The organism is Burkholderia pulmonis (genome assembly GCF_984667975.1).
Genome location: NZ_OZ480186.1, coordinates 3441339 through 3462158 on the forward strand (window position 1 = coordinate 3441339; position 20820 = coordinate 3462158).

Below are 20820 nucleotides of genomic sequence, written 5' to 3' on the forward strand. Positions count from 1 at the left end.
TTTCCGGTTAGCTCTTCATCTGCGTGACGGTCTGCAGCATCTGGTCGGACGTCGTCACGGCCTTGCTGTTGATCTCGTAGGCACGCTGCGTCTGGATCATGTTGACCAGTTCCTGCACGACGTTCACGTTCGACGCCTCGACGTAGGTCTGGTTGAGCACGCCCGCGCCGTTCAGGCCCGGCTGCGACACGTTCGGCGCACCCGACGAGGTCGTCTCGGAGAACAGGTTCTCGCCGCGCGCCTCGAGGCCGGCCGGGTTGATGAAGGTCGCGATCTGCAGCGAGCCGATCTGCACCGAATTGGTCGAGCCCGCCTGCGTGATCGTCACGACGCCGTCCTTGCCGATCGTCAGCGAGTTCGCGTTCTGCGGGATCGTGATCGCCGGCAGGATCTGGTAGCCGCTCGACGTGACGAGCTGGCCCTGCGCGTTGGTCTGGAACGAGCCGTCGCGCGTGTACGCGTTCGTGCCGTCCGGCATCAGCACCTGGAAGAAGCCCGCGCCGTTGATCGCGACGTCCTTCGAGTTGCCGGTCTGCGTGAGGCCGCCCTGCGTGTACAGGCGCTCGGTCGCGACCTGCTGCACGCCGGTGCCGAGCTGCAGGCCCGACGGCAGCTCGGTCTGCTGCGTCGAGTTCGCGCCGGGCTGGCGGATGGTCTGGTAAAGCAGATCCTCGAACACCGCGCGCGACGCCTTGAAGCCGTTCGTGCTGGTGTTCGCGAGGTTGTTCGAAATCACGTCCATCTGCGCCTGCTGCGCATTCATGCCGGTGGCGGCGATGTAGAGCGAACGGTTCACTTGTCGATTCTCCTGCGTGGGCTGGCGCGGGCGCTCAGCTGAAGTTGAGCAGCTGGTTCGCCGACTGCTCGTTCTGGTCGGCCGTCTGGATCAGCTTCGACTGAAGCTGGAACGCGCGCGCGTTGTCGATCATCGCGACCATCGCGGTCACCGGGTTGACGTTGCTGCCTTCGAGCGAATCCGGCGCGACGACCACGTTCGGGTCGGCATCGGCCGGATTGCCGTCGGCGGTGCGGAACAACCCGTCGTTGCCGCGCGTGAGCGTGGCCGGATCCGGATTGACGAGCTTCATCTGGTCGACGATCGCGACCGCCGTCGGCGGGTCGCCCGGCATCAGCGCGGATATCGTGCCGTCCTTGCCGATCGTCACTTCGGCGTTCGGCGGCACCGAGATCGGGCCGCCGTTGCCGATCACCGGCAGGTTGCTCGCGTTGACGAGCTGGCCGTTCTCGTCGACGTGCAGGTTGCCGGCGCGCGTGTACGCCTCGCTGCCGTCGGCCGCCTGCACCGACAGCCAGCCGGCGCCCTGCACCGCGACGTCGAGCGGATTGCCGGTGCGCGTGATCGGACCCGGCGCGTAATTCGCGCCAGGCGTCGATGCGAGCACGTAGGTCCGCGTCGTCGTCGGGTCGATGTTGCTGCCGTCGCCGAAATTCATCGGCACCGCGCGATACGTCGCGAGCTGCGCGCGAAAGCCCGTCGTCGACGCGTTCGCGAGGTTGTTCGCGACGATCGCCTGCTGGTCGAGCGACTGCGACGCGCCCGTCATCGCCGTATAGATCAGTCGGTCCATGGCTGCCGGTTATCCGCGCTTACAGGTTGATGAGCGTCTGGTCGACGGTCTGCTGCGTCTTGATCGTCTGCGCGTTCGCCTGGTAGTTGCGCTGCGCGGTGATCAGGTTGACGAGCTGCGACGTCAGGTCGACGTTCGAGTTCTCGAGCGCGCTGCCCTGCAGCGTGCCGTGGTTCGTGCTGCCCGGCGCGGAGACCTGCGGCACGCCCGATGCGGCGCTTTCCGCATACTGGTTGCCGCCGAGGTTCACCAGCCCGTTCGGGTTGTTGAAGTTCGCGAGCGCGATCTGGCCCAGCACGGCGGTCTGGCCGTTCGAGTAGTTGCCGGTCAGCTTGCCGTCGGTGCCGATCGTGTAGGTCGTCAGCGTGCCGCTCGCATAGCCGTCCTGCGCGAGGTTGTTCACGCCGTCCTTGCCGCCGTACTGCGTCGTGCCCGTCAGGTCGAGCGTGAGGCTCTGCGGCGTCGCCGAGCCGTCGGTGTTCGGCACCGTGAACTGGAACTGGCCAAGCGACGTGGTCGGCGTCGGCGGCGTGCCCGTCGTCGTGCTCTGGATGCCGCCCGACGAATTGAACGTGACCGTGCCGAGATCGGTCGTGGAGCCGCCCTGGACGCCCGCGTACGCTTCCCACGTACCGGCCGCCGACTTCACGAAGTACATATTGACGGCCTGCGAGCCGCCGAGCGAGTCGTACACCTGGATCGACGTCGAGTAGTTGTACGTCGTGTTGTCGGTCGCGCTGAACGGCGTCTTGGCCGGCACCGTGTCCTGCGAGTTCAGGTTGAACTGGCCGGCGATCTTGGTCGTCGCGGTCGGCGCGATGTTGTTGGTCGGCGCCTGCAGCGCCACGGTCTGCGCGGTGTTGATCACGCCGCCCGCGTTGGCCGCGTAGCCCATCAGGTTACGGCCTTGCGAGTCGACGATGTAGCCGTTCTTGTCGCGCTGGAACGTGCCGTCGCGCGAGTACGTCGTCACGCCGTTGTTCGACATCTGGAAGAAGCCGTTGCCGTTGATCGCGACGTCCAGCGACGAGCTCGTCGTATTGATCGTGCCCTGGCCGAAATTCTGCTCCACCGAGTTCAGTGCCGTGCCGATGCCGATCTGCGTGTTGACCGACGTCGCGACCGAGTTCGCGTACATGTCGGCGAACTGCGCGGTGCTCGACTTGAAGCCGACCGTGTTCGCGTTCGCGATGTTGTTGCCGATCACGTCGAGCGCGTTCGAGGCGCCGGCGAGGCCGCTCAGACCCTGTTGATAACCCATTTCGGTCTCCGTTTCGAGAAAGCTCGATCAGTTGGTAGAGGTGTCGCCGGACGAGGACGTGGATGCCGTGGACGACTTGGTGTTCGGGAAGATCGACGCGACCTGGGTGAGCCCCACCGTCGTGCCGTTCGACAGCACGAGCCCCGCCGTGCCGTCGGCCTGCTTGACCACGCTCTGTACCTGGGCGGCCGCGAGCGTCGTGGCCACCTGCGGCGTGCCGTTGCTGTCGGTGTAGGTCGCGCTGACCGTGTACTTGCCGTCCGGCAGCGCATTGCCGGCCGCGTCGGTCGGCGTCCAGTTGAACGGCACGGTGCCGGCCGACTGCGCGCCCGCATTGATCGTGTTCACGACGGTGCCCGCCGAGTTCTTCACGGTGATCGTCAGGTTCGACACCGAGCTCGCGAGCGACACGCCGAACGGCGACGCCGCGCCGCTCTTCACCGCGACCGAATTGCCCGGCGCGAGCACGTTCGTGCCGATCAGCAGCGCGGCCTGCGTCTGCTGGCCGGCCGCGAGCTGCGTCGACAGCGACGTGAGCGACGTGTTCAGCTGCGCGATGCCGCTCACCGTGTTGATCTGCGCGAGCTGCGACGTCATCTGCGAGCTGTCGACCGGGCTGGTCGGATCCTGGTTCTGCAGCTGCGTGACGAGCAGCTTCAGGAACGTCGCCTGCAGGTCGCTCGCCGACGTGCCGTTGGTCGACGACACGTTGTTCGTGTTCATCGTGTCGGTCGGCAGGTTCGACACGCTGGTGCCGTTGCTGCCGATCGTCGTGTTGGAGGAAGTCATCCTGGGTGGCCTTCTGTCGGAACTGTCGGGTCTGTAAGGTCGGGCGGCGGGCGGCTTACGAGCCGATCGTCAGCGTCTTGAGCATCAGCGTCTTCGCGGTGTTCAGCGTCTCGACGTTTGCCTGGTACGAGCGCGACGCCGAGATCATGTTCACCATCTCCTGCACCGGATCGACGTTCGGCATCTGCACGTAGCCGTTCGCGTCGGCAGCCGGGTTCGCCGGGTCGTAGGTCGACTTCATCGGCGACGGATCGTCCATCACCTTCGTCACGCGCACGCCGCCCACGCCCTGGCCGGACGCGGTGCGCGCGCCGCCGATCGGGTCGGTCGCGAACACGACCTGCTTGGCCTTGTACGGCTTGCCGTCGGGGCCGGTGGCGCTGTCGGCGTTCGCGAGGTTCGACGCCGTGACGTTCAGGCGCTGCGATTGCGCGGACAGCGCCGAACCGGCGACGCCGAAGATGTTCATCAACGAAGGCATGGTGGCTCCTGGTGCTTGTGCTCGGTTTCGGTTGCGGCGCTTACGAATTCGTCGTGATCGCGGCGATCATCGACTTGATCTGCTGGGTCATCACGGTCATCCCGGTTTCGTAGTGCAGCGCGTTGTTCGCGAACTGCACGCGCTCGACGTCGAGATCGACCGTGTTGCCGTCGAGCGACGGCTGCAGCGGCATCCGGTACTGCGCGTTGCCGTAGTCGTCCGACGGGCCGCCCGTCGGAATCAGCTTCACGGTCCCGGCCATGTGGCCCGGCGCCGTCGACACCATCGACATGCCGCTCGTCACGCCGGCCGGCTGCGCCATCGGCAGTTGCGCGGCGTTGCTCGGCGCAAGGCCGCCGTTCGTCTGCTTCAGCGAGCGCGCGAGCGTCGACGCGAAATCGACGTCGCGGGCCTGGTATCCGGGCGTGTCGGCGTTCGCGATGTTCGACGACAGCAGTTCCTGCCGGTAGGCGCGCACGTCGAGCGCCTGTCGGCCGAACGCGAATTCCGCATCGAGTTTGTCCAGCATGTGTGCGTCTCTCCGTATGAAGCGCTGCACGCCCCTCGCACCGGATGGCGACCCGAGAGGCTTTTTTCCATGACAGCGATGGTAGGCGCGGGACGCAACCGGCAATCGGGCGAATAACGCGGCAAAGGCCCCCTCTATTCATCGTTTGCGCGACGCCCCGGCTCCCTAGAATGCGAAGCGGATCAACGGATCGGGGACACGGCGATGACTGGCAACGCACTTCGCGACAGGAACGGGCGGCTCACGCACGTCCGGCGTGCGTTTGCGCTCGCCGCGGCGCTGTGGATCGCGGCCCCGGCCGCGCATGCTGACGACGGGATGATCGTGATTCCCGGACGCGGCGAGACGGCCGAAACCGCGCTCGCGCACGCCAATGCGGCGAGCGGCGGGAATGCGGGCATGGTTTCGGGTGCGGCGAGCGCGGCGGCCGGCACCGGCTACGCCGCGCAGCCGGCCGGCGCGATGGTCGTGACGAACGTCCCGCCGCCGCCGGCGGTTCCCGCACCGGCCCCCGCCTACGCCGCCGCCCGCGCGAACGCCGGTTACGGCGCGCCGCCGCCACGCGCGACCGATCCCGCCGCCATCGCGACGGTCGTCGCCGGCACGGCCGAGCCGGCATCGCCGGCACGACCGGCGCCGCCATCGGCCGCCGCCCGCCTGGCCGCGGCCCGCGCCGCGTCAGCCCTGCCGGCGCCGCGCGCGACGGCGGCGTCGGCCAACCCGGCGCCGGCGGCTTCGGCCACCCCGCCCGTGACGCCGCCCGGCCAGCAGGATCCCGAGACGATCCGGCGCGCGGCCCTCGCATTCCTGCAGCAGCAGATCGCCGGCCTGCCCGGCAAGACCACCGCGACGGTCACGACCGCCTTTCCGCGCGGGCTCGCCGCATGCACGACGCTCGAACCATTCCTGCCGACCGGCGCGCGCCTGTGGGGCCGCACGACGGTCGGCGTGCGCTGCGCGGGCGAGCGACCGTGGACCGTCTACCTGCAGGCGAGGGTCGCCGTGCAGGCGACCTATTACGTCGCCGCGCGCCAGATCGCGCCCGGCGAGCCGCTCACGGCGGCCGACCTGCTCGCGCGCGACGGCGACCTGACGGTAATGCCGCTGGCGGTGATCACCGATCCGGCCCAGGCGATCGGCGCGACCTCGCTCGCCCGCATCTCGGCTGGGCTGCCGCTGCGGCAGGACATGCTGAAGAGCGCGGCATCGGTGTCGGCCGGCCAGACGGTACGGGTCGTCGCGGCGGGCCCCGGTTTCACGATTTCGGCCGAGGGCAGCGTGCTCGCGAATGCGGCGCCGGGCCAGTCGGTGCGGGTGCGGATGGCCGCGGGGCAGATCGTCACGGCGATCGTCAAGGACGCCGGCACCGTGGAAATTCCGCTGTAGGGACGGATACGCAGCAAGAATGTAAAGAATTGTTTATTCGGAGCATTTCGGGCTCGCGATGCTAAAGTTCGGGCCGACCCGGCCGTTATCTGGGTCAAACCGTACAGGAAACCCATCGTGAAGATCGATTCCACTCCGAACCCGAGCCCCGTCGCACCAACCGGCAACGGCGCGACCCGTGCACAGTCCGGCACGGCCCAGTCGTCCGCGCAGGCGGCCGACGCAGGATCGACCGGCGGCGACACGAGCGTGAACCTGTCGGGTCTGTCCGGCCAGCTGCGTTCCGTATCCGCGTCGGGCGACGCCGATATCGACACGGGCCTGGTCCAGTCGATCAAGGACGCGCTGAACAACGGCACGTTGACGATCGATGCGAACAAGATTGCCGACGGCGTACTGAACACCGCCCGCGAACTGCTGCAGCAGCAGCGTCCGGGCAGCTAAGCCGGCCTCGCGGCCGGTTCCCCCGGTTTGCCGGCGCGCGCAGCACTGCATGCGCCGGCGTGACGAGCATGACGCGATGAGAGAAGAGCTGCTGGCCACGGTCAACGACGAACACGCGACGATCGAAGCGTTCGCGTCCCTGCTCGCCTACGAGGAAAAGGCGCTGACGACGGCCGAGCCGCTCGAGATGCTGCCCGGGATCGTCGAGAAGAAAAGCGAGCTGATCGACCGGCTCGCGCAGCTCGAACGCACGCGCGACACGCAGCTTTCCGCGCTCGGCTTTCCGGCCGGCAAGAAGGGCATGGACCAGGCAGCCGAACGCGATGCGCGCCTCGCCGGCCGCTGGCAACTCCTGCAACAGTCCGCCGAACGCGCACGCCAGGCCAACGCGAACAACGGGATGCTGATCCGGATCCGGATGGACTACAACGAGCGCGCGCTCGCGGTACTGCGCTCCGCACCCGCACCGGCCGGCGTCTACGGCCCCGACGGGCGCGTCTCGGCGCTGACGCGCTGACCTGGCGGCGGCACCGCCGCCGCACCGACCGCCTCTCGCCGCCCTTCGGGGCATTTCACGTTTCGACAGACCGGGCCCGAGCCCGGCACCCACGGTCCCTTCCGATACACGGCCGCGCACCCGCGCCGCCGTCCTGCCACAACAATCAGAAGAGGGCCGCATGCCGTATTTCCGCATTCCGTTGTCATCCCGCGTCGTCGCCGTTTCCGCCGTCGCGGCGCTGGGCGCCGCGCTGGCGCTCCCCGCCGCCCATGCCGCCGGCCCCGCGCCGCTGCCGACGCCGACGGGCGACATGTCGCTGTCGCCGGCCGGCCCCGACGTCGTGCCGCCGGCCGCATCGGGCACGCCCGGCGCGATGCCGCGCGCATCGCGCCGCGGCGCCGACACCTACACGTACCTGCGTTGCTGGTACCGGATCGACGCGGATCCGCTGAAGCCGGCCGCGACCTACGAATGGGCGCGCGACCCCGCCGGCGGCGACTGGTATCGCGTGTCCGGCTACTGGTGGGCGGACGGCGTCACGCAGTGGAAGAACATGTTCTACAGCACGACGTCGCAGGACGCGCTCGCCGACGTGTGCCGCAAGACGCTGGCGGCGAAAGGCATCCAGTCCGGCCTCACGCAGGCGGTCGCGGCCAACAACGCGCTGTCGTTCAACTACACGGTATGGACCATCGACGCCGCGCAGCAGGACGCGCGCGTCAACAAGCTGATCGTGTTCGGCGACAGCCTGTCCGACACCCAGAACATGTTCAACGCGAGCCAGTGGAAGCTGCCGAACGGCACGAGCTGGCATGCGGGGCGCTTCAGCAACGGCCCGGTGTGGGCCGAATATCTCGCGAACACGCTGCGGCTGCCGTTCTACAACTGGGCGATCGGCGGTGCGGCAACCGACCAGCACCTCGTCGTGCCGGGCCTCGTGCAGCAGATCGACTCGTGGCGCGAATACATGGAGCGCGCGCCGGACTACCGGCCCGCGAACACGCTGTTCGCGGTGTTCGCGGGCGGCAACGATCTCGTGAATTACGGGCGCTCGCCCGAGCAGGCGGCGAATGCGGTGCGCGACAGTCTTGACCGGCTCGCCGCGGCCGGCGCGACGCGGATCATGCTCGTCACGCTGCCGGACGTGTCGCGCGCGCCGGTGTTCGCGACCCGTGCCGACACGGCGAGCGTCGCCGCGCAGGTGAAGGACTACAACCGGCGCCTCGTCGACGCGGCCGCCGCGCTGCGCGCCCGCTACGGCGCGACGCTGCGGCTCGAGGTGTTCGACGCGTACGCGCGGTTCGACGACCTGCTGAGCCACCCGGCCCAATACGGCTTCGACGACGCGAAGCGCTCGTGCCTCGACATTCCGAAGCCGTCGTCGCTCACCTACATGGCCGCCCAGACGCCGCGTGCGGACTGTCGGGATCCGGCGCGCTTCGTGTTCTGGGACACGCTGCACCCGACGACGCGCACGCACGCGTGGCTCGCCGAGCAGATCGCGCCGTTCGTGCGTACGCGCCTGCTGAACTGACCGTCGCGGGCGGCGGTGCTTACAACAGCGGACACGCGGTCACCTGCGTGCCGCGTTCCACGCACAGCCGCTCGTAGTCGCGCAGGTACGCGCGCTCGTCGTCGTCGAGCAGGTCGAGATCGATCAGGTCCCAGTCGTAGCCGACCGCCACGATGTTCTCGAACGTCACGGTGTCCGGCTGCGCGTCGTCCGGCCGGACGATCACGATATTCTCGATCCGCACGCCGCCCTTGCCCGCCAGGTAGATGCCCGGCTCGACCGAAATCACCGCATTCGGCACCAGCCCGTACGTCGCGCCCGGCGCGAACCGCACGCCGCCTTCGTGAACGTGGATCCCGACGCCGTGCCCGGTGCCGTGACCGAAATCGTGGCCGTGGTCGCGGCACACCTGCCGCACGAGCGCATCGACGTCGCCGCCCTTCGCGGTGGCCGGAAAGCGCGTGACGAGCCCCTTGATGCAGGCCTTCAGCGCGACCGTGTAGATCTCGCGCTGCCACGGCTGCGCGACCGTATCCGGATGCGTCCGGCGCAGCACGACACGCGTGCAGTCGGTCGCGAAGCCGGCTTCGTAGTACGCGCCGCTGTCGAGCAGCACGAGTTCGCCCTCGGTCAGCTCGACGTCGGCGCTCGCCGCCGTGTAATGCGCGAACGCGCTGTTCGCGCCGTTCGCCGCGATCGACGGAAACGTCAGCGCAACGGCCGAGCGCGCGCCGTACGCGTCGTTGATCGTGCGCGCCAGGTCGTATTCGGTGTGGCGTGCGCCGGGCTCGCCGCCCTTCGCCCAGCGCATCGTCTCGGCGATCGCCGCCGAGCTGCGCGCGAACGCGTCGCGGAACCGGTCGAGCACCGCCGGCGTCTTGCTCGCCCGCATCGCCTCGACCGGGTTGAAATCGGCATGCCGCGCATGCGGCCACACGCGCTGAACCGCGTCGACGAGCGCGCAGTTCACCGATTCGAAGCCGTAGCACACGTGCTCGACCGCGAACTGCGCGAGAAAGCGCTCGAGCGCCGCCACCTCGCGCCGGATCACGTGCAGCGCCGGATACGAATCGAGTGCGACCTCGCAGCGGTCGCAGCCTTCCGGCAAGAACAGCGCAACCTGCCCGCCGACCGCGAACAGGAAGCCGAGGTGCGACGACGCATTCGGGATGTGATAGCCGCGGCTGTTCAGCAGATACGCGAGATCGTCCGATGCGCACGTGAAGAACGCGGTCTTGCCGTCGGCCGCGCCGGTATGCGCGGCGAGACGGCGGTTCAGCGTGTCGAGGTTCTGCGCGACGCTCAGGCCGGTCATCGTTTCCGGCACTTCGAAGATCGGCCGCTCGACGATCCAGCCCGGCAGCGCGATCGCGCGGTCGATCTCGCGATCGGCGAGGCTCGTCCAGTCGAGCGAGGCGGCCTGCGCCTGCTCGAACAGCCGGTCGCGCTGCCCGACGCTGATGCGCAGCGCGTCGTAACCGACCCGCGCGAGCCAGCTGGCATGCGCGACCAGCCAGTCGGCCATCGCCTGCCAGATCGTCACGTTCATTCCGAGCTTCTCGATGCGCACGCGCGCCGGATCGCACTGCTGCTCGGCCTGCAGGTGATAGCGGCCGTCGACGAACAGCACGAACGGCGGCAGGCCGAGCGCCTGCGCAGTCGCCGCGCTCAGGAAGATCCCGCAGCCGGCCGAGCCGTCGAAGCCGGACACCGCGTAGCGCGGGTTGTTGCTGCGCGGCAGGTATTCGGTCACGTATTCATCCTGCGACGTGATCACCACCGCGTCGAGCCGCGCGGCGTCGAGCAGGCGCGACAGGCCGGCCTGCGTGTCGGCAACGGATGCGTCGTACTGGGGAAGGCCGGAGAAGCTGTATTTCAGTCGGTCGATCATCGGATGCCCGTTATTCGTTGTTGTCGGCGGCCGGCGGCGCGGCGGGGTGCCGGCGCGAAGCAGGCCTGACGCGGCACGGCGCCGTGGCACGGTCGTCGTTCGGTCCGGCACGGCGCGGGAGCGGCGTGCCATTCAGGCGGCAGGCTCCTGAAAAATTTTTGTCTCACTTAACTTTGTTTGATGCGCGACAGAATCTAGAACACGCCGAAATTGAGGTCAAGCTAAAATTTTCGCAGGGCTAAAATCGGCGAATCGCCTGCGGATCCGGGCACAACGACAATTCGTCCGACGACACCGCACGGTACAATGCGCCGGCATCGTCGTCCCGGCGGCCGTGCTTCGCGCCATGCGCGGAAAGCAACGTCCCGGCGACTGCCCCTCCGCTCGCCTCCCGACTCGTTGCCACGAAAGAGATTCATGGATTCAGACATCATGCGTATCGGCCAGCGCATTCGCCGCCTGCGCCGGGAAGCGAAGAAGACGCTCCTGGCGGTCGCGACCGAAGCGAAACTGTCGGTCGGGTTCCTGTCCCAGGTCGAGCGCAATCTCACCGGCATCTCGCTGTCGTCGCTCGTCAACGTCGCGAAAGCGCTGGACGTGCCGCTCGGCACGCTGATCGACCAGCCGCGCCAGGCGCAGCCCGATTCGCACGAAGGCAGCCGCAAGCCGTATGCGCTCGACGCCACGTCGCAGTGGTACGAGCGGCTCTCCACCACGTTCGACGGCAGCCAGATCAACGCGCTCAAGGTGCAGATGATGGAAGGCTACCGCTCGGAATGGGTCGCGCACGGCGGCGACGAATTCGTCTACGTGCTGACCGGCCGCGTCTGCTACACGGTCGGCAAGAAGGATTACCCGCTGGCGCCCGGCGACTCGCTGCACTTCGATGCACGCAAGCGGCATCGCGTGGCCAACGTCGGCGACGGGCCGGCCGAGCTGATCGCGGTCGGCACACTGCCGCTGTTCGACGACAGTTGTGCGGAATTCGTGTCCGCGACGATGGAAATCAGGCAATCCGCGCCCGGCGAGCCGCGCGTGAGCCGTCGCGCGCCGGCGCCCAGACGCGGCGATCGCGACGCCGATGCGGCACGGCCTGCCAAAGCCGGCGCGACGGGCAAGAAGGCGTCGGCGAAGCCGCGCGCCGCCACCGGCAAGCGCCCGGCCGCCGCCACCCCGAAACGCAAGAAGAAGTCGTAACGGCTGACGGGGCGCGCCCGCCGCGCGCCGTTCCCGCGCCTATTCGCCGATCGCGAGCGCCTGCGCGACGGCCTGGATCCGCGCACGATGCACGGCGTCCTTGATCTGCCCGGTATCGTTGCCGATGTCGCGCGCGATCGCGCCGGCATCGACGCTGCGCGCGGCGGCGAGCGCGACGCGCAGCCGCTCGGCCTGCGGATACGGCTGCGCGTCGAGCCCGAGCCGCCCGCGCGCATCCGATTCGCATGCCTGCAGCAGCTCGGCGAAACGCGCAGGCTTGCGCAGCGCGTCGCTGCGCTCGAAGAGCCGCACCAGCGCGGCCGCGCCCATCTCCATCACGCGATGCAGGTTGCCGTGCTCGCGCGCGACCACCAGCGCGAGATCGCGGCATTCGTTCGGCACCCGCAGCCGCTCGCACAACGGCTTGAGCAGGTCGACACTGCGGCCCTCGTGGCCGATGTGGCGCGGCAGCACGTCCGCAGGCGTCGTCCCCTTGCCGAGATCGTGCGTGAGTGCCGCAAAACGCACCGCCAGCGAATAACCCTGCTTCGCCGCATAGTCGACGACCATCATCACGTGCACGCCGGTATCGACTTCCGGGTGGTAGTCGGCGCGCTGCGGTACGCCCCACAGCGCATCGACCTCGGGCAGGATGCGCGCGAGCGCGCCGCATTCGCGCAGCACCGCGAACATCCGCGACGGCTTCGCCTCCATCAGCCCGCGCGCGATTTCCTGCCACACGCGTTCCGGCACGAGCGCGTCGACCTCGCCCGCGTCGACCATCCGCCGCATCAGCGCGAGCGTTTCGTCCGCCACCGTGAAATCGGCGAACCGCGCGGCGAAGCGCGCAATCCGCAGGATCCGCACCGGATCCTCGACGAACGCGTCGCTCACGTGCCGGAACACGCGCGCACGCAAGTCGGCCTGCCCGTCGAACGGATCGATCACGGGCCCGACCAGCGCACCTTCCGGGCTCACCTCGCGCGCCATCGCGTTGACCGTCAGGTCGCGCCGCGCGAGATCCTCGTCGAGCGTCACGTCCGGCGCGTAATGGAACTGGAAGCCGTGATAGCCGGCCGCCGTCTTGCGCTCGGTGCGCGCCAGCGCGTACTCCTCCTGCGTCTGCGGATGCAGGAACACCGGGAAATCCTTGCCGACCGGCCGGAAGCCCTGCGCGGCCATCTGCTCGGGCGTCGCGCCGACCACCACGTAGTCGCGGTCCTGCACCGGCACGCCGAGCAATTCGTCGCGGATCGCTCCGCCTACCGCGTAGATGTTCATGGCTGGGGCTCGTAGTCGGCGATCACGGTCGTTTCGCGGCGTGCGGCGTCGATCCAGCGCTGCACGGCGGGCAACGCCGTCACGCGCGCCGCGTAACCGGCTGCTTCCGGCGACAGGCCCGGTTCGTACGTGTTGAAGCGCATCACGACGGGCGCGTACATCGCATCGGCAATCCCGAATTCGCCGAACAGGAACGGGCCGCCCGATGCCTCGAGGCACGCGCTCCACAACGCATCGATGCGTGCGACATCGGCGAGCGCATCCGGCGTCGCGCCGCGGCCCGGCAACGACGCGCGCACGTTCATGTTCATATGCGTGCGCAGCGCCGCGAAGCCCGAATGCATCTCGGCCGACACGCAGCGCGCATGGGCGCGCTCGAGCGGATCGGCCGGCCACATCGGCAGGTCCGGGTAGCGCTCGGCGAGCGTCTCGGCGATCGCGAGCGAATCCCAGATCGCGATGCCGTGGTCGTCGACCAGGCACGGCACCTTGCCGGTCGGCGAGTATTCGAGGATGCGCGCGGTCGAGTCGTCGCGATGCAGCTCGACCGCGATCTCGTCGAACGGGATACCGAAATGGGTGAGCAGCACCCACGGGCGCATCGACCACGACGAGTAGTTCTTGTCTCCGATGACGAGTTTCATGACGATGTTCCGGAAAACGCGAAAAGGAAAAGAAAGGGGCAGTACGGCCGCGCTCCGCGCGGGCGTTATCGGCGCGAGCGGAACCAGTCGAACCGCGAGCGCTTCGTGGCTTCGCCGAGATACCCGGGCGCGATGCTTTCGAGACTCGCGGGCGAGATCCCGAGTTCCGGCGCGAGCGGCCCCGACAGCACGTTCGGCACCGACATCGTCGCGAGATTGTCGCGCGTGATCACGGGCTCGCCCGGCAGGCATTCGAACACGCTCGCCTGCAGCCGCGCGAGCGCGTCGGGCAGCCGCACGATGCGTGCCTGCCGGCCGACCAGCGTGCCGCAATAACGCACCAGCTGTTCGAGCGTGTAGACGGTCGGGCCGCCGAGTTCGTAGGTCTTGCCGTGCGCGGCCGCGAGATCGAGCGTATTGACGAACGCGCGCACGACATCGCCGACGAACACGGGCTGGAAGCGCGCGTCGGGCATCGCGAGCGGCAGCACGGGCACCGTGCGCTGCAGATTGGCGAACGTGTTGAGGAAAGCGTCGCCGGGGCCGAACACGACCGACGGGCGAAAGATCGTCAGCGCGAGCGAATCGGTCGCCGCGATCGCATGCAGCGCGGCCTCGCCGTCGCCCTTCGAGCGCTGGTACATGCTCGGCCCGCGTGAATCGGCGCCGAGCGCGCTCATGTGCACGAGGCGCCGCACGCCGACCTCGGTGCAGGCGGTCGCGAGCGCGGCCGGCAGCGCGACGTGCGCGCGCTCGAAACCCGGCCCGTACGGCGTGCCGCGGCCGCCGTGCAGCACGCCGACCAGGTTGATCGCTGCCTGCGCGCCGGCGACGAAGCGCGCGAGCGTGCGCGTATCGAGCGCGTCGAGCTCGACGATTTCGACCGGCAGCATCTGCAGGTGGCGCGCGTGGTCACGCCGCCGCGTGGCGATCCGTACCTGCTTGCCGGCGTCGATCAGCGCATTGACGAGCCGGCTGCCGATGAAGCCGGTGCCGCCCAGCAGCGCGACGGTCTGGCGGTCCATGTTCGTAACCTCAAAAGAACACTGCCGCGTCTCGCGCGGCAGTGTGAAGAGTGTGGATCAGGGCGAGATCATGCCTAGACGTTTCTTCAACGACTGCGGTTTGCCCTCGAACAGCGCCGCATAGTAGACGGTGTTCGACAACACGTTCTTCACGTAGTCGCGCGTCTCGTTGAACGGAATCGTCTCCGCGAAGATCGCGCCTTCGACCGGCTGCGTCAACACCTGGCGCCACTGGCGCGGCCGGCCCGGGCCCGCGTTGTAGCCGGCGGTGGCGAGCACCGGCGAGCTGTCGAAGTTGTTGTAGATGTCCGCCAGATACCAGGTGCCGAGCTGGATGTTGGTATCGATGTCGTGCATCTGCGCCCGCGTGATCGTGCCCATGCCGAGCTTCTTCGCGACCATCTGGGCCGTTGCCGGCATCAGCTGCATCAGGCCGCCCGCGCCCACCGACGAACGCGCGCTGATGATGAAGCGCGATTCCTGGCGGATCAGCCCGTACGCCCACTCGATGTCGAGGCCCGTCGATTGCGCGTAGCGCTCGACGATACTGCGGTACGGCGACGGATAGCGCAGCGTGAAGTCATGCTCGGCCTTCGTGCGGTCGGCCGTGTTGACCGTGCGGTCGAGCAGCTCGACGCGCTTGCCGTATTCGGCGGCCGCGAGCAGCTGGCGATCGGTCATCCCGCGCAGCGGCCAGTTCCATTCGCGGTTGCCCTCGAGGCGCAGGTTCAGCGCGTAGAAGCGCTGCGCGAGCGCGAAGCCCGGGATCTTGCCCATCGCGTCGACCTCGGCGTCGCTCACCTTCGTGCGCGGCGGGATCGTCGTACGCTGGCCGAGCTCTTCGCCGGCGAGCTGCCCGTAGAAGTTGAACTGGCCCGCGACCTGCTCGAATTCCTGGTTCGCCTGCAACGTGTCGCCGCTCTGCTTGAGCGCGCGCGCATGCCAGTAGATCCAGGCCGGATCGTCGCGCAGCGACGGCGGCATCTGCTCGATCGACCAGCGCACCATCGGCCAGTTGCCGGCGAGCAGCGCGGCGCGCGTGCGCCATTCGTAGCCCGGATTCGACAGCGGCGCATTCGCGGATTTCGCGTACCAGACCGACGCGAGCGGCGAGCGCTTGATCGCGCCCTGGTAGCCGATCGCACCCCACGCGATCGCCTGTTCCTGCTTGGTCAGCGACGGCGCAACCGTCGTCAGCATGCCGGCGGCTGCGTCCGGATCGTTGCGCGCCATGCGGCCGAGCGCGATCAGCGCGAGCTGGTGCGACGCGGCGTCGGGACCGACGCCGCGCGCGAGGTACAGCGGCGGCGCGCTCGTCGCCTGGTCGAAACCGACCGGGCGCGGGCCGAGCGCGTCGACGATCTTGCCGCCGAGCGTCGTGTAGTTCTGCTCGTACGCGAGGCGGGCCTGCTGCCACACGTCGTCGCTCGTGAACTGCTGGTTGACGGTGAGCGCGGTGATCAGGTCGACGCACGCGTCGCCGTAGTTCTTCGGCTCGACGAGCAGGGCGCGCGCCGCATCGGCCACATTCTCGCCGCGCGTCGCCCGCGATTCGAGCGCATAGCACTTGACCTGCGTGTCGTCGTCGAGCACGAAGCGCTTGTACTGGTCGTCGAAATTGCGCCAGTCGTGACGCGCGCCGAGCACGAGCAGGTAGTCGTTGCGCAGGCGGTCGGCGATCGCCTGGCCGTCGTAGCGCTGCAGGAACGACTGCACGGGCGCATCCGGCGCATCGACGCGCGCGCGGCCCGTCGAATCGAACAGCTGCGGCTTGATCTGGAAATACTCGACGTAGGACGGGACCGGATAGTTCGGGATCATCGACGCGAGCTGCGCGGCCTTTGCGGCGTCGTTGCGGCGTGCGGCTTCGCGAAGCTGCACGAAGATCTGGTCATCCCCGGCGAGCGTGTCGTCGTTCGGTGCGGCGCACGCGGCCGTGCCCGCGACGAGCGCGGCGGCCGAAAGTGTCAGCGCGACCGCGCGATATACTCGGAAAAGGCTGTTGGACATCGTTTTGAATGGAGCACGAAGTGAGCGAAAGCATAGCACGCAACCCTGTGCCGAACCCGAAGGTTGCGCTGCGCAAAATGCTGTCCGGCGCACGTCGCGACGCCGCGTCGCAGCCCGCCGCGAACGCCGCGCTCGACGCGCGGCTGCGCGCGCTGCTCGACCGTCTGGCGCCGCGCACGATCGGGTTCTACTGGCCGCTGCCGGGTGAATTCGATGCGCGCGATGCGGTGCTCGCCTGGTGCGCGGCGGGCGCCGGCCGGCGCGCCGCGTTGCCGGTGATCGGCGAGCGTCACACGCCGCTCGCGTTCCATGCGTGGGATGCGAACACGCCGATGCGGGAAGGGCATCACCGGATTCCGGAACCGGCGTCGGGAATCGTCGTCGTGCCCGACCTTTTGCTGATTCCCTGTGTGGGATTCGATCCGCAGCGCTACCGGCTCGGCTACGGCGGCGGCTACTACGACCGCACGCTCGCCGCGTGGCCGGGCGATGCGCTGCCCGTGACGGTCGGCATCGCCTATGAAGCATGCCGCGTCGACGCGCTGCCGGCCGAAGCGCACGATCTCGCGCTGCACTGGATCGTGACCGACGGCGCGCTCTATCCGGCCGCCGGATGACGCGGCGCGCGGCGCCGCGGTCGTCTCCGCGCGCCCGTCAGCGCATGACCGCGCGCAACGGTTTCCGCAATCGTTTACAGCGACGCCGCCGCCCGCGCGGCCGTGTCGTAGAGGCCCGATGCGTGGCGCAGCAACTGCGCCGCGTCGCCGATCTGCTGGTTGGTGAGGCCGCTGTCCTTCAGCGTCTCGATCAGGCAGTGCTCGCGCACCTCGCGGTACTTCAGGCACAGGTCGCGGCCCGCGTCGGTCGCGAAGAAGAACACTTCCTTGCCGTTCTTCTCGCTCTTCACATAGCCGCGGGCGATCAGTTTTTTGAGCGCATAGGTCGCGACGTGCGTATCCTCGATATTGAGCACGAAGCAGATGTCGGCGAGCTTCTTCTTGCGTTCGCGATGGCTGACGTGATGCAGCAGCGATACCTCGACCGCCGTCATGTCCTTCGCGCCGGCCGCCGACATGCAGCGCACCATCCAGCGGTTGAATGCGTTGCCCGCCATGATGAGCCCGTATTCGAGCTCCGACAGCTCCGCGCTCGAATCGGAAACGAGGTGTTCGGATGACACGATCTTGGTCGCAGGACGCTTCATGGAAAGGCGGCGCAAGCCGGATGACAGGGTGTGCCGAGTGTACGCCAGAAGCCCCCGCATACGAGCTAGGCGAAAACGCTTATTGGGAAGTTGTCGATATTTTATTGACAATGTGCGCTAACATTGCCGTCCGAACCGTGCCAGTCCGATGACGCAACCCCGCATTTATCCGCTCGGCGATGCCGCCCTCGTCTGCGAGGTGCCGCCGCCCGCCACGCTCGACTGCCAGCGCCGCGTCTGGGCCGTTGCCGAGGCCGCGCGCGCGTGGCCCGACGTGATCGACGTCGTCCCCGGCATGAACAACCTGACCATCGTGTTCGACGCGCTCGCCACGACGGCCGAATCGCTCACGCCCGCGCTGCGCGATGCGTGGGAGACGGCCGACGTCGAGCATGCGGATGGCCACGAAGTCGAGATCCCGGTCGAATACGGCGGTGCCGCCGGCCCCGACCTGGCCGCCGTCGCCGCGCATACGGGCCTGTCGGCCGACGAGGTCGTCGCGCGCCACGCGGCCGGCGAATACGTCGTGTTCTTCGTCGGCTTCCAGCCGGGCTTCGCGTATCTGGGCGGCCTCGACGCGTCATTGCACACGCCGCGCCGCGCCGCGCCGCGCCTCGAGGTGCCGGCCGGCTCGGTCGGCATCGGCGGCGCGCAGACGGGCATCTACCCGGCCACGTCGCCTGGCGGCTGGCAGCTGATCGGCCGCACGTCGCACGTGCTGTTCGATCCGGCGCGACCGCAGCCGACCCTGCTGCTGCCCGGCGACCGCGTGCGCTTCACCATTGCGGGAGTCGACGCACGATGACCCAGAGCAACGCACCGGGCACCATCGAGGTGGTGCGGGCCGGCCCGCTGTCGACCGTGCAGGATCTCGGGCGCCGCGGCGCACGCCATCTCGGCGTCGCGCAGGGCGGCGCGCTCGATAGCCTCGCGCTCGAGGTCGGCAACCGGCTCGTCGGCAACCGCCCCGACGCGGCGGCCGTCGAGATCACGATCGGCCCCGCCACGTTCCGCTTCCCGCGTGCCACGCGCATCGCGATCACCGGCACCGAATTCGGCGCGACGCTCGACGGCCGGCGCGTGTATTCGTGGTGGAGCCTGCCGGTCGAGGCCGGGCAGACGCTCGTGCTGCCGGCTGCGAAACGCGGAATGCGCGGCTACCTGTGCATCGCGGGCGGCATCGACGTGCTGCCGATGCTCGGCTCGCGCAGCACCGATCTCGCCTCGCGCTTCGGCGGCCTCGGCGGCCGCACGCTGCGCGACGGCGACCGGCTGCCGGTCGGCGTGCCGCCGGCCGGCGCCGGCTGCCTTGCGGCCGATGCGCCCGAATTCGGCGTGAAGGCGCCCGCGTGGTGCGCGTTCGTGCGGGTCGACGAGCCGCCGCGCCGCCACCGCCCCGCGCATGCGCCGTGGGCGATGCCCGTGCGCGTGCTGCCGGGCCCCGACTACGCATCGTTCGCGGCCGATTCGCAGCAGGCGTTCTGGGACGAGGAATGGCTCGTCACCGCGAACAGCAACCGGATGGGCTATCGCCTCGCCGGCGCGGAGCTCGCGCGCGAGCGGCCGGTCGAGCTGCTGTCGCACGCGGTGCTGCCCGGTACGATCCAGGTGCCGCCCAACGGCCAGCCGATCGTGCTGATGCACGACGCGCAGACCACCGGCGGCTACCCGAAGATCGGCACGGTGATCCGCGCCGATCTGTGGAAGCTCGCACAGGCGCGGCTCAACCTGCCGATCCGCTTCGTGCGCACGACCCCCGACGCCGCGCGCGTCGCCCTCGCCGCCGAACGTGCCTATCTGCGGCAGATCGACGTCGCGATCGACATGCGAGAAGAAGCGCGCCGCCGCGCCCAATCGCGCGCAGCGTGACAATGGCGGAAGCAGTAACGAAAGACGCGCCACGCAATCAGTGGACGAGGAACATATGGAAATCGATCTGAATGCCGATCTCGGCGAAGGATGCGGATCGGACGAGGCGCTGCTCGACCTCGTCACGTCGGCGAACATCGCATGCGGGTGGCATGCAGGCGGCGCGAATGCGATGCGCGACTGCGTGCGCTGGGCCGTGCAGAAAGGCGTGTCGATCGGCGCGCACCCGAGCTTTCACGATCCGGAGAATTTCGGCCGCAAGGAAATGCAGCTGCCGGCCGGCGACATCTATGCGGGCGTGCTGTACCAGCTCGGCGCGCTGTCGGCGATCGCCCAGGCCGAAGGCGGGCGCATCGCGCACGTGAAGCCGCACGGCGCGCTGTACAACCAGGCCGCGCGCGACCCGATGATCGCCGACGCGGTGGTGTCCGCGATCCACGACTTCGATCCGTCGCTCGCGGTGTTCGGGCTCGCGAACAGCGTGTTCGTCGCGGCCGCGCGGCACGCGGGGCTCGCCGCGGTGGAAGAAGTGTTCGCCGATCGCGGCTACCGCGCGGACGGCTCGCTCGTGCCGCGCAGCCAGCCCGGCGCATTGATCGACGATGAAGACGCGGTGCTCGCGCGCACGCTCGACATGGTGCGCAACCGGCAGGTGCGGGCGCTGAGCGGCGAATGGGTGCCGCTCAATGCACAGACCGTCTGCCTGCACGGCGACGGCCCGCATGCGCTGGCGTTCGCGAAACGGATCCGCACGGCGCTGGAGGCCGCCGGCGTCGACGTGGTCGCACCCGGGACGGTGCAGGCCGACGAAGGCGCATAGGACAGGCGACGCGCGCGCTGCGCGTCGGCCGCACGCCGTGCACGAAACCCGCCGCACAAAAGAAAAAAGCGCCCTCGTGGCGCTTTTCCGTTGGCGCAATCGCTGCGGCTTCGCCGTCTGTCGATTCGCTCCCCGAAAACCGTCTTTCGACGGTGACCGGAAAAATATTCCGGATTAAAAAACGTCCGCCGCCGCCCGATTACTGCATTCCCCGGTCAGACGACGGAACGTTGCTTATTCGCAAGTCGGCCTGCATGCATTCTTGTTGTCCGACGATGATTGGCCCCGCCGTACATGCAGACACTTCCGCGGCCGGCACGTGTGCACCACGTGCCGGCAACGCGCTAACCCCGCGCTTTGTTTTCTGCTACCCCGTAGAACTTTTCTA

Annotated in this window: 21 protein-coding genes; 9 read left to right on the forward strand and 12 right to left on the reverse strand. The window is 68.8% G+C overall.

The genetic code is table 11. The features are described 5' to 3' along the window. Positions 1-7: 7 nt before the first annotated feature. From flgG to flgB, 6 genes are read right to left on the reverse strand one after another with little or no spacing between them, the layout of a single operon-like run. Positions 8-796: a flagellar basal-body rod protein FlgG gene (gene flgG / locus AC5LXK_RS15995; RefSeq protein WP_493389674.1), complete on the reverse strand. Its 789-nt coding sequence runs from the start codon at positions 794-796 to the stop codon at positions 8-10. A gap of 34 nt (positions 797-830) precedes the next feature. Further along, the gene (gene flgF / locus AC5LXK_RS16000; RefSeq protein ID WP_493389675.1) at positions 831-1589 is read right to left on the reverse strand and encodes a flagellar basal-body rod protein FlgF; all 759 of its coding nucleotides are present in this window, start codon (positions 1587-1589) and stop codon (positions 831-833) included. A 19-nt stretch (positions 1590-1608) separates the two neighbouring features. Next, positions 1609-2850, reverse strand: coding sequence for a flagellar hook protein FlgE (gene flgE / locus AC5LXK_RS16005; protein WP_493389676.1), 1242 nt, complete (start codon positions 2848-2850; stop codon positions 1609-1611). 27 nt (positions 2851-2877) lie between these two features. Continuing rightward, a complete protein-coding gene (locus AC5LXK_RS16010; protein WP_493389677.1) occupies positions 2878-3639 on the reverse strand; it encodes a flagellar hook assembly protein FlgD in 762 nt (253 codons plus the stop codon). 55 nt (positions 3640-3694) lie between these two features. Beyond that, positions 3695-4120 (reverse strand): flagellar basal body rod protein FlgC, encoded by a 426-nt coding sequence (gene flgC / locus AC5LXK_RS16015; protein ID WP_034190310.1) that lies wholly within the window; start codon positions 4118-4120, stop codon positions 3695-3697. Positions 4121-4160: 40 nt separating this feature from the next. Continuing rightward, the gene (gene flgB, locus AC5LXK_RS16020) at positions 4161-4649 is read right to left on the reverse strand and encodes a flagellar basal body rod protein FlgB (protein WP_493389678.1); all 489 of its coding nucleotides are present in this window, start codon (positions 4647-4649) and stop codon (positions 4161-4163) included. A gap of 204 nt (positions 4650-4853) precedes the next feature. Here flgB and flgA point away from each other — a divergent pair, with 204 nt between their 5' ends. The 4 genes from flgA (at position 4854) to AC5LXK_RS16040 (ending at position 8512) form a co-directional block, all read left to right on the forward strand. Beyond that, the gene (flgA, locus tag AC5LXK_RS16025) at positions 4854-6035 is read left to right on the forward strand and encodes a flagellar basal body P-ring formation chaperone FlgA (protein ID WP_493389679.1); all 1182 of its coding nucleotides are present in this window, start codon (positions 4854-4856) and stop codon (positions 6033-6035) included. Positions 6036-6152: 117 nt separating this feature from the next. After that, the gene (gene flgM, locus AC5LXK_RS16030) at positions 6153-6479 is read left to right on the forward strand and encodes a flagellar biosynthesis anti-sigma factor FlgM (RefSeq protein ID WP_493389680.1); all 327 of its coding nucleotides are present in this window, start codon (positions 6153-6155) and stop codon (positions 6477-6479) included. Between the two features lie 76 nt (positions 6480-6555). Then, positions 6556-6996: a flagella synthesis protein FlgN gene (locus AC5LXK_RS16035; protein ID WP_493389681.1), complete on the forward strand. Its 441-nt coding sequence runs from the start codon at positions 6556-6558 to the stop codon at positions 6994-6996. A gap of 160 nt (positions 6997-7156) precedes the next feature. After that, positions 7157-8512 carry an SGNH/GDSL hydrolase family protein gene (locus AC5LXK_RS16040; RefSeq protein ID WP_493389682.1) on the forward strand — a complete coding sequence of 452 codons (1356 nt, stop codon included), beginning with the start codon at positions 7157-7159 and terminating at the stop codon, positions 8510-8512. Between the two features lie 19 nt (positions 8513-8531). Here the strand turns inward: AC5LXK_RS16040 and AC5LXK_RS16045 are convergent, their stop codons facing one another. After that, complete coding sequence (locus tag AC5LXK_RS16045) at positions 8532-10382, reverse strand: M24 family metallopeptidase (protein WP_493389683.1); 1851 nt, start codon at positions 10380-10382, stop codon at positions 8532-8534. Between the two features lie 417 nt (positions 10383-10799). On the opposite strand from AC5LXK_RS16045, the gene AC5LXK_RS16050 reads away from it, so the two are divergent. Beyond that, a complete protein-coding gene (locus AC5LXK_RS16050) occupies positions 10800-11579 on the forward strand; it encodes a helix-turn-helix domain-containing protein (protein WP_493389684.1) in 780 nt (259 codons plus the stop codon). Between the two features lie 39 nt (positions 11580-11618). On the opposite strand, the gene AC5LXK_RS16055 is transcribed toward AC5LXK_RS16050, so the two are convergent. The 4 genes from AC5LXK_RS16055 to AC5LXK_RS16070 form a co-directional block, all read right to left on the reverse strand. Next, a complete protein-coding gene (locus AC5LXK_RS16055) occupies positions 11619-12860 on the reverse strand; it encodes a multifunctional CCA addition/repair protein (protein WP_493389685.1) in 1242 nt (413 codons plus the stop codon). After that, positions 12857-13504 carry a glutathione S-transferase family protein gene (locus AC5LXK_RS16060; protein WP_493389686.1) on the reverse strand — a complete coding sequence of 216 codons (648 nt, stop codon included), beginning with the start codon at positions 13502-13504 and terminating at the stop codon, positions 12857-12859. Before AC5LXK_RS16060 ends, AC5LXK_RS16055 begins: the two co-directional genes overlap by 4 nt. 65 nt (positions 13505-13569) lie before the next feature. Further along, positions 13570-14529 carry a complex I NDUFA9 subunit family protein gene (locus tag AC5LXK_RS16065; RefSeq protein WP_493389687.1) on the reverse strand — a complete coding sequence of 320 codons (960 nt, stop codon included), beginning with the start codon at positions 14527-14529 and terminating at the stop codon, positions 13570-13572. Between the two features lie 57 nt (positions 14530-14586). Then, complete coding sequence (locus tag AC5LXK_RS16070) at positions 14587-16539, reverse strand: lytic transglycosylase domain-containing protein (protein ID WP_493389688.1); 1953 nt, start codon at positions 16537-16539, stop codon at positions 14587-14589. 8 nt (positions 16540-16547) lie between these two features. Between AC5LXK_RS16070 and AC5LXK_RS16075 the strand changes: the two genes are divergently transcribed. Further along, positions 16548-17156 (forward strand): 5-formyltetrahydrofolate cyclo-ligase, encoded by a 609-nt coding sequence (locus AC5LXK_RS16075; protein WP_493389689.1) that lies wholly within the window; start codon positions 16548-16550, stop codon positions 17154-17156. A gap of 74 nt (positions 17157-17230) precedes the next feature. On the opposite strand, the gene AC5LXK_RS16080 is transcribed toward AC5LXK_RS16075, so the two are convergent. Further along, positions 17231-17743, reverse strand: a complete 513-nt coding sequence (locus AC5LXK_RS16080) for a winged helix DNA-binding protein (RefSeq protein ID WP_493389690.1) — start codon at positions 17741-17743, stop codon at positions 17231-17233. Between the two features lie 148 nt (positions 17744-17891). Here AC5LXK_RS16080 and pxpB point away from each other — a divergent pair, with 148 nt between their 5' ends. The 3 genes from pxpB to pxpA are packed head-to-tail and all read left to right on the forward strand — an operon-like array spanning position 17892 to position 20432. Next, positions 17892-18548 carry a 5-oxoprolinase subunit PxpB gene (gene pxpB / locus AC5LXK_RS16085; RefSeq protein WP_493389691.1) on the forward strand — a complete coding sequence of 219 codons (657 nt, stop codon included), beginning with the start codon at positions 17892-17894 and terminating at the stop codon, positions 18546-18548. Then, positions 18545-19612 carry a 5-oxoprolinase subunit C family protein gene (locus AC5LXK_RS16090; RefSeq protein ID WP_493389692.1) on the forward strand — a complete coding sequence of 356 codons (1068 nt, stop codon included), beginning with the start codon at positions 18545-18547 and terminating at the stop codon, positions 19610-19612. The genes pxpB and AC5LXK_RS16090 overlap by 4 nt, the downstream gene beginning before the upstream one ends. Positions 19613-19667: 55 nt before the next feature. Then, the gene (pxpA, locus tag AC5LXK_RS16095) at positions 19668-20432 is read left to right on the forward strand and encodes a 5-oxoprolinase subunit PxpA (RefSeq protein WP_493389693.1); all 765 of its coding nucleotides are present in this window, start codon (positions 19668-19670) and stop codon (positions 20430-20432) included. Positions 20433-20820: the final 388 nt, after the last annotated feature.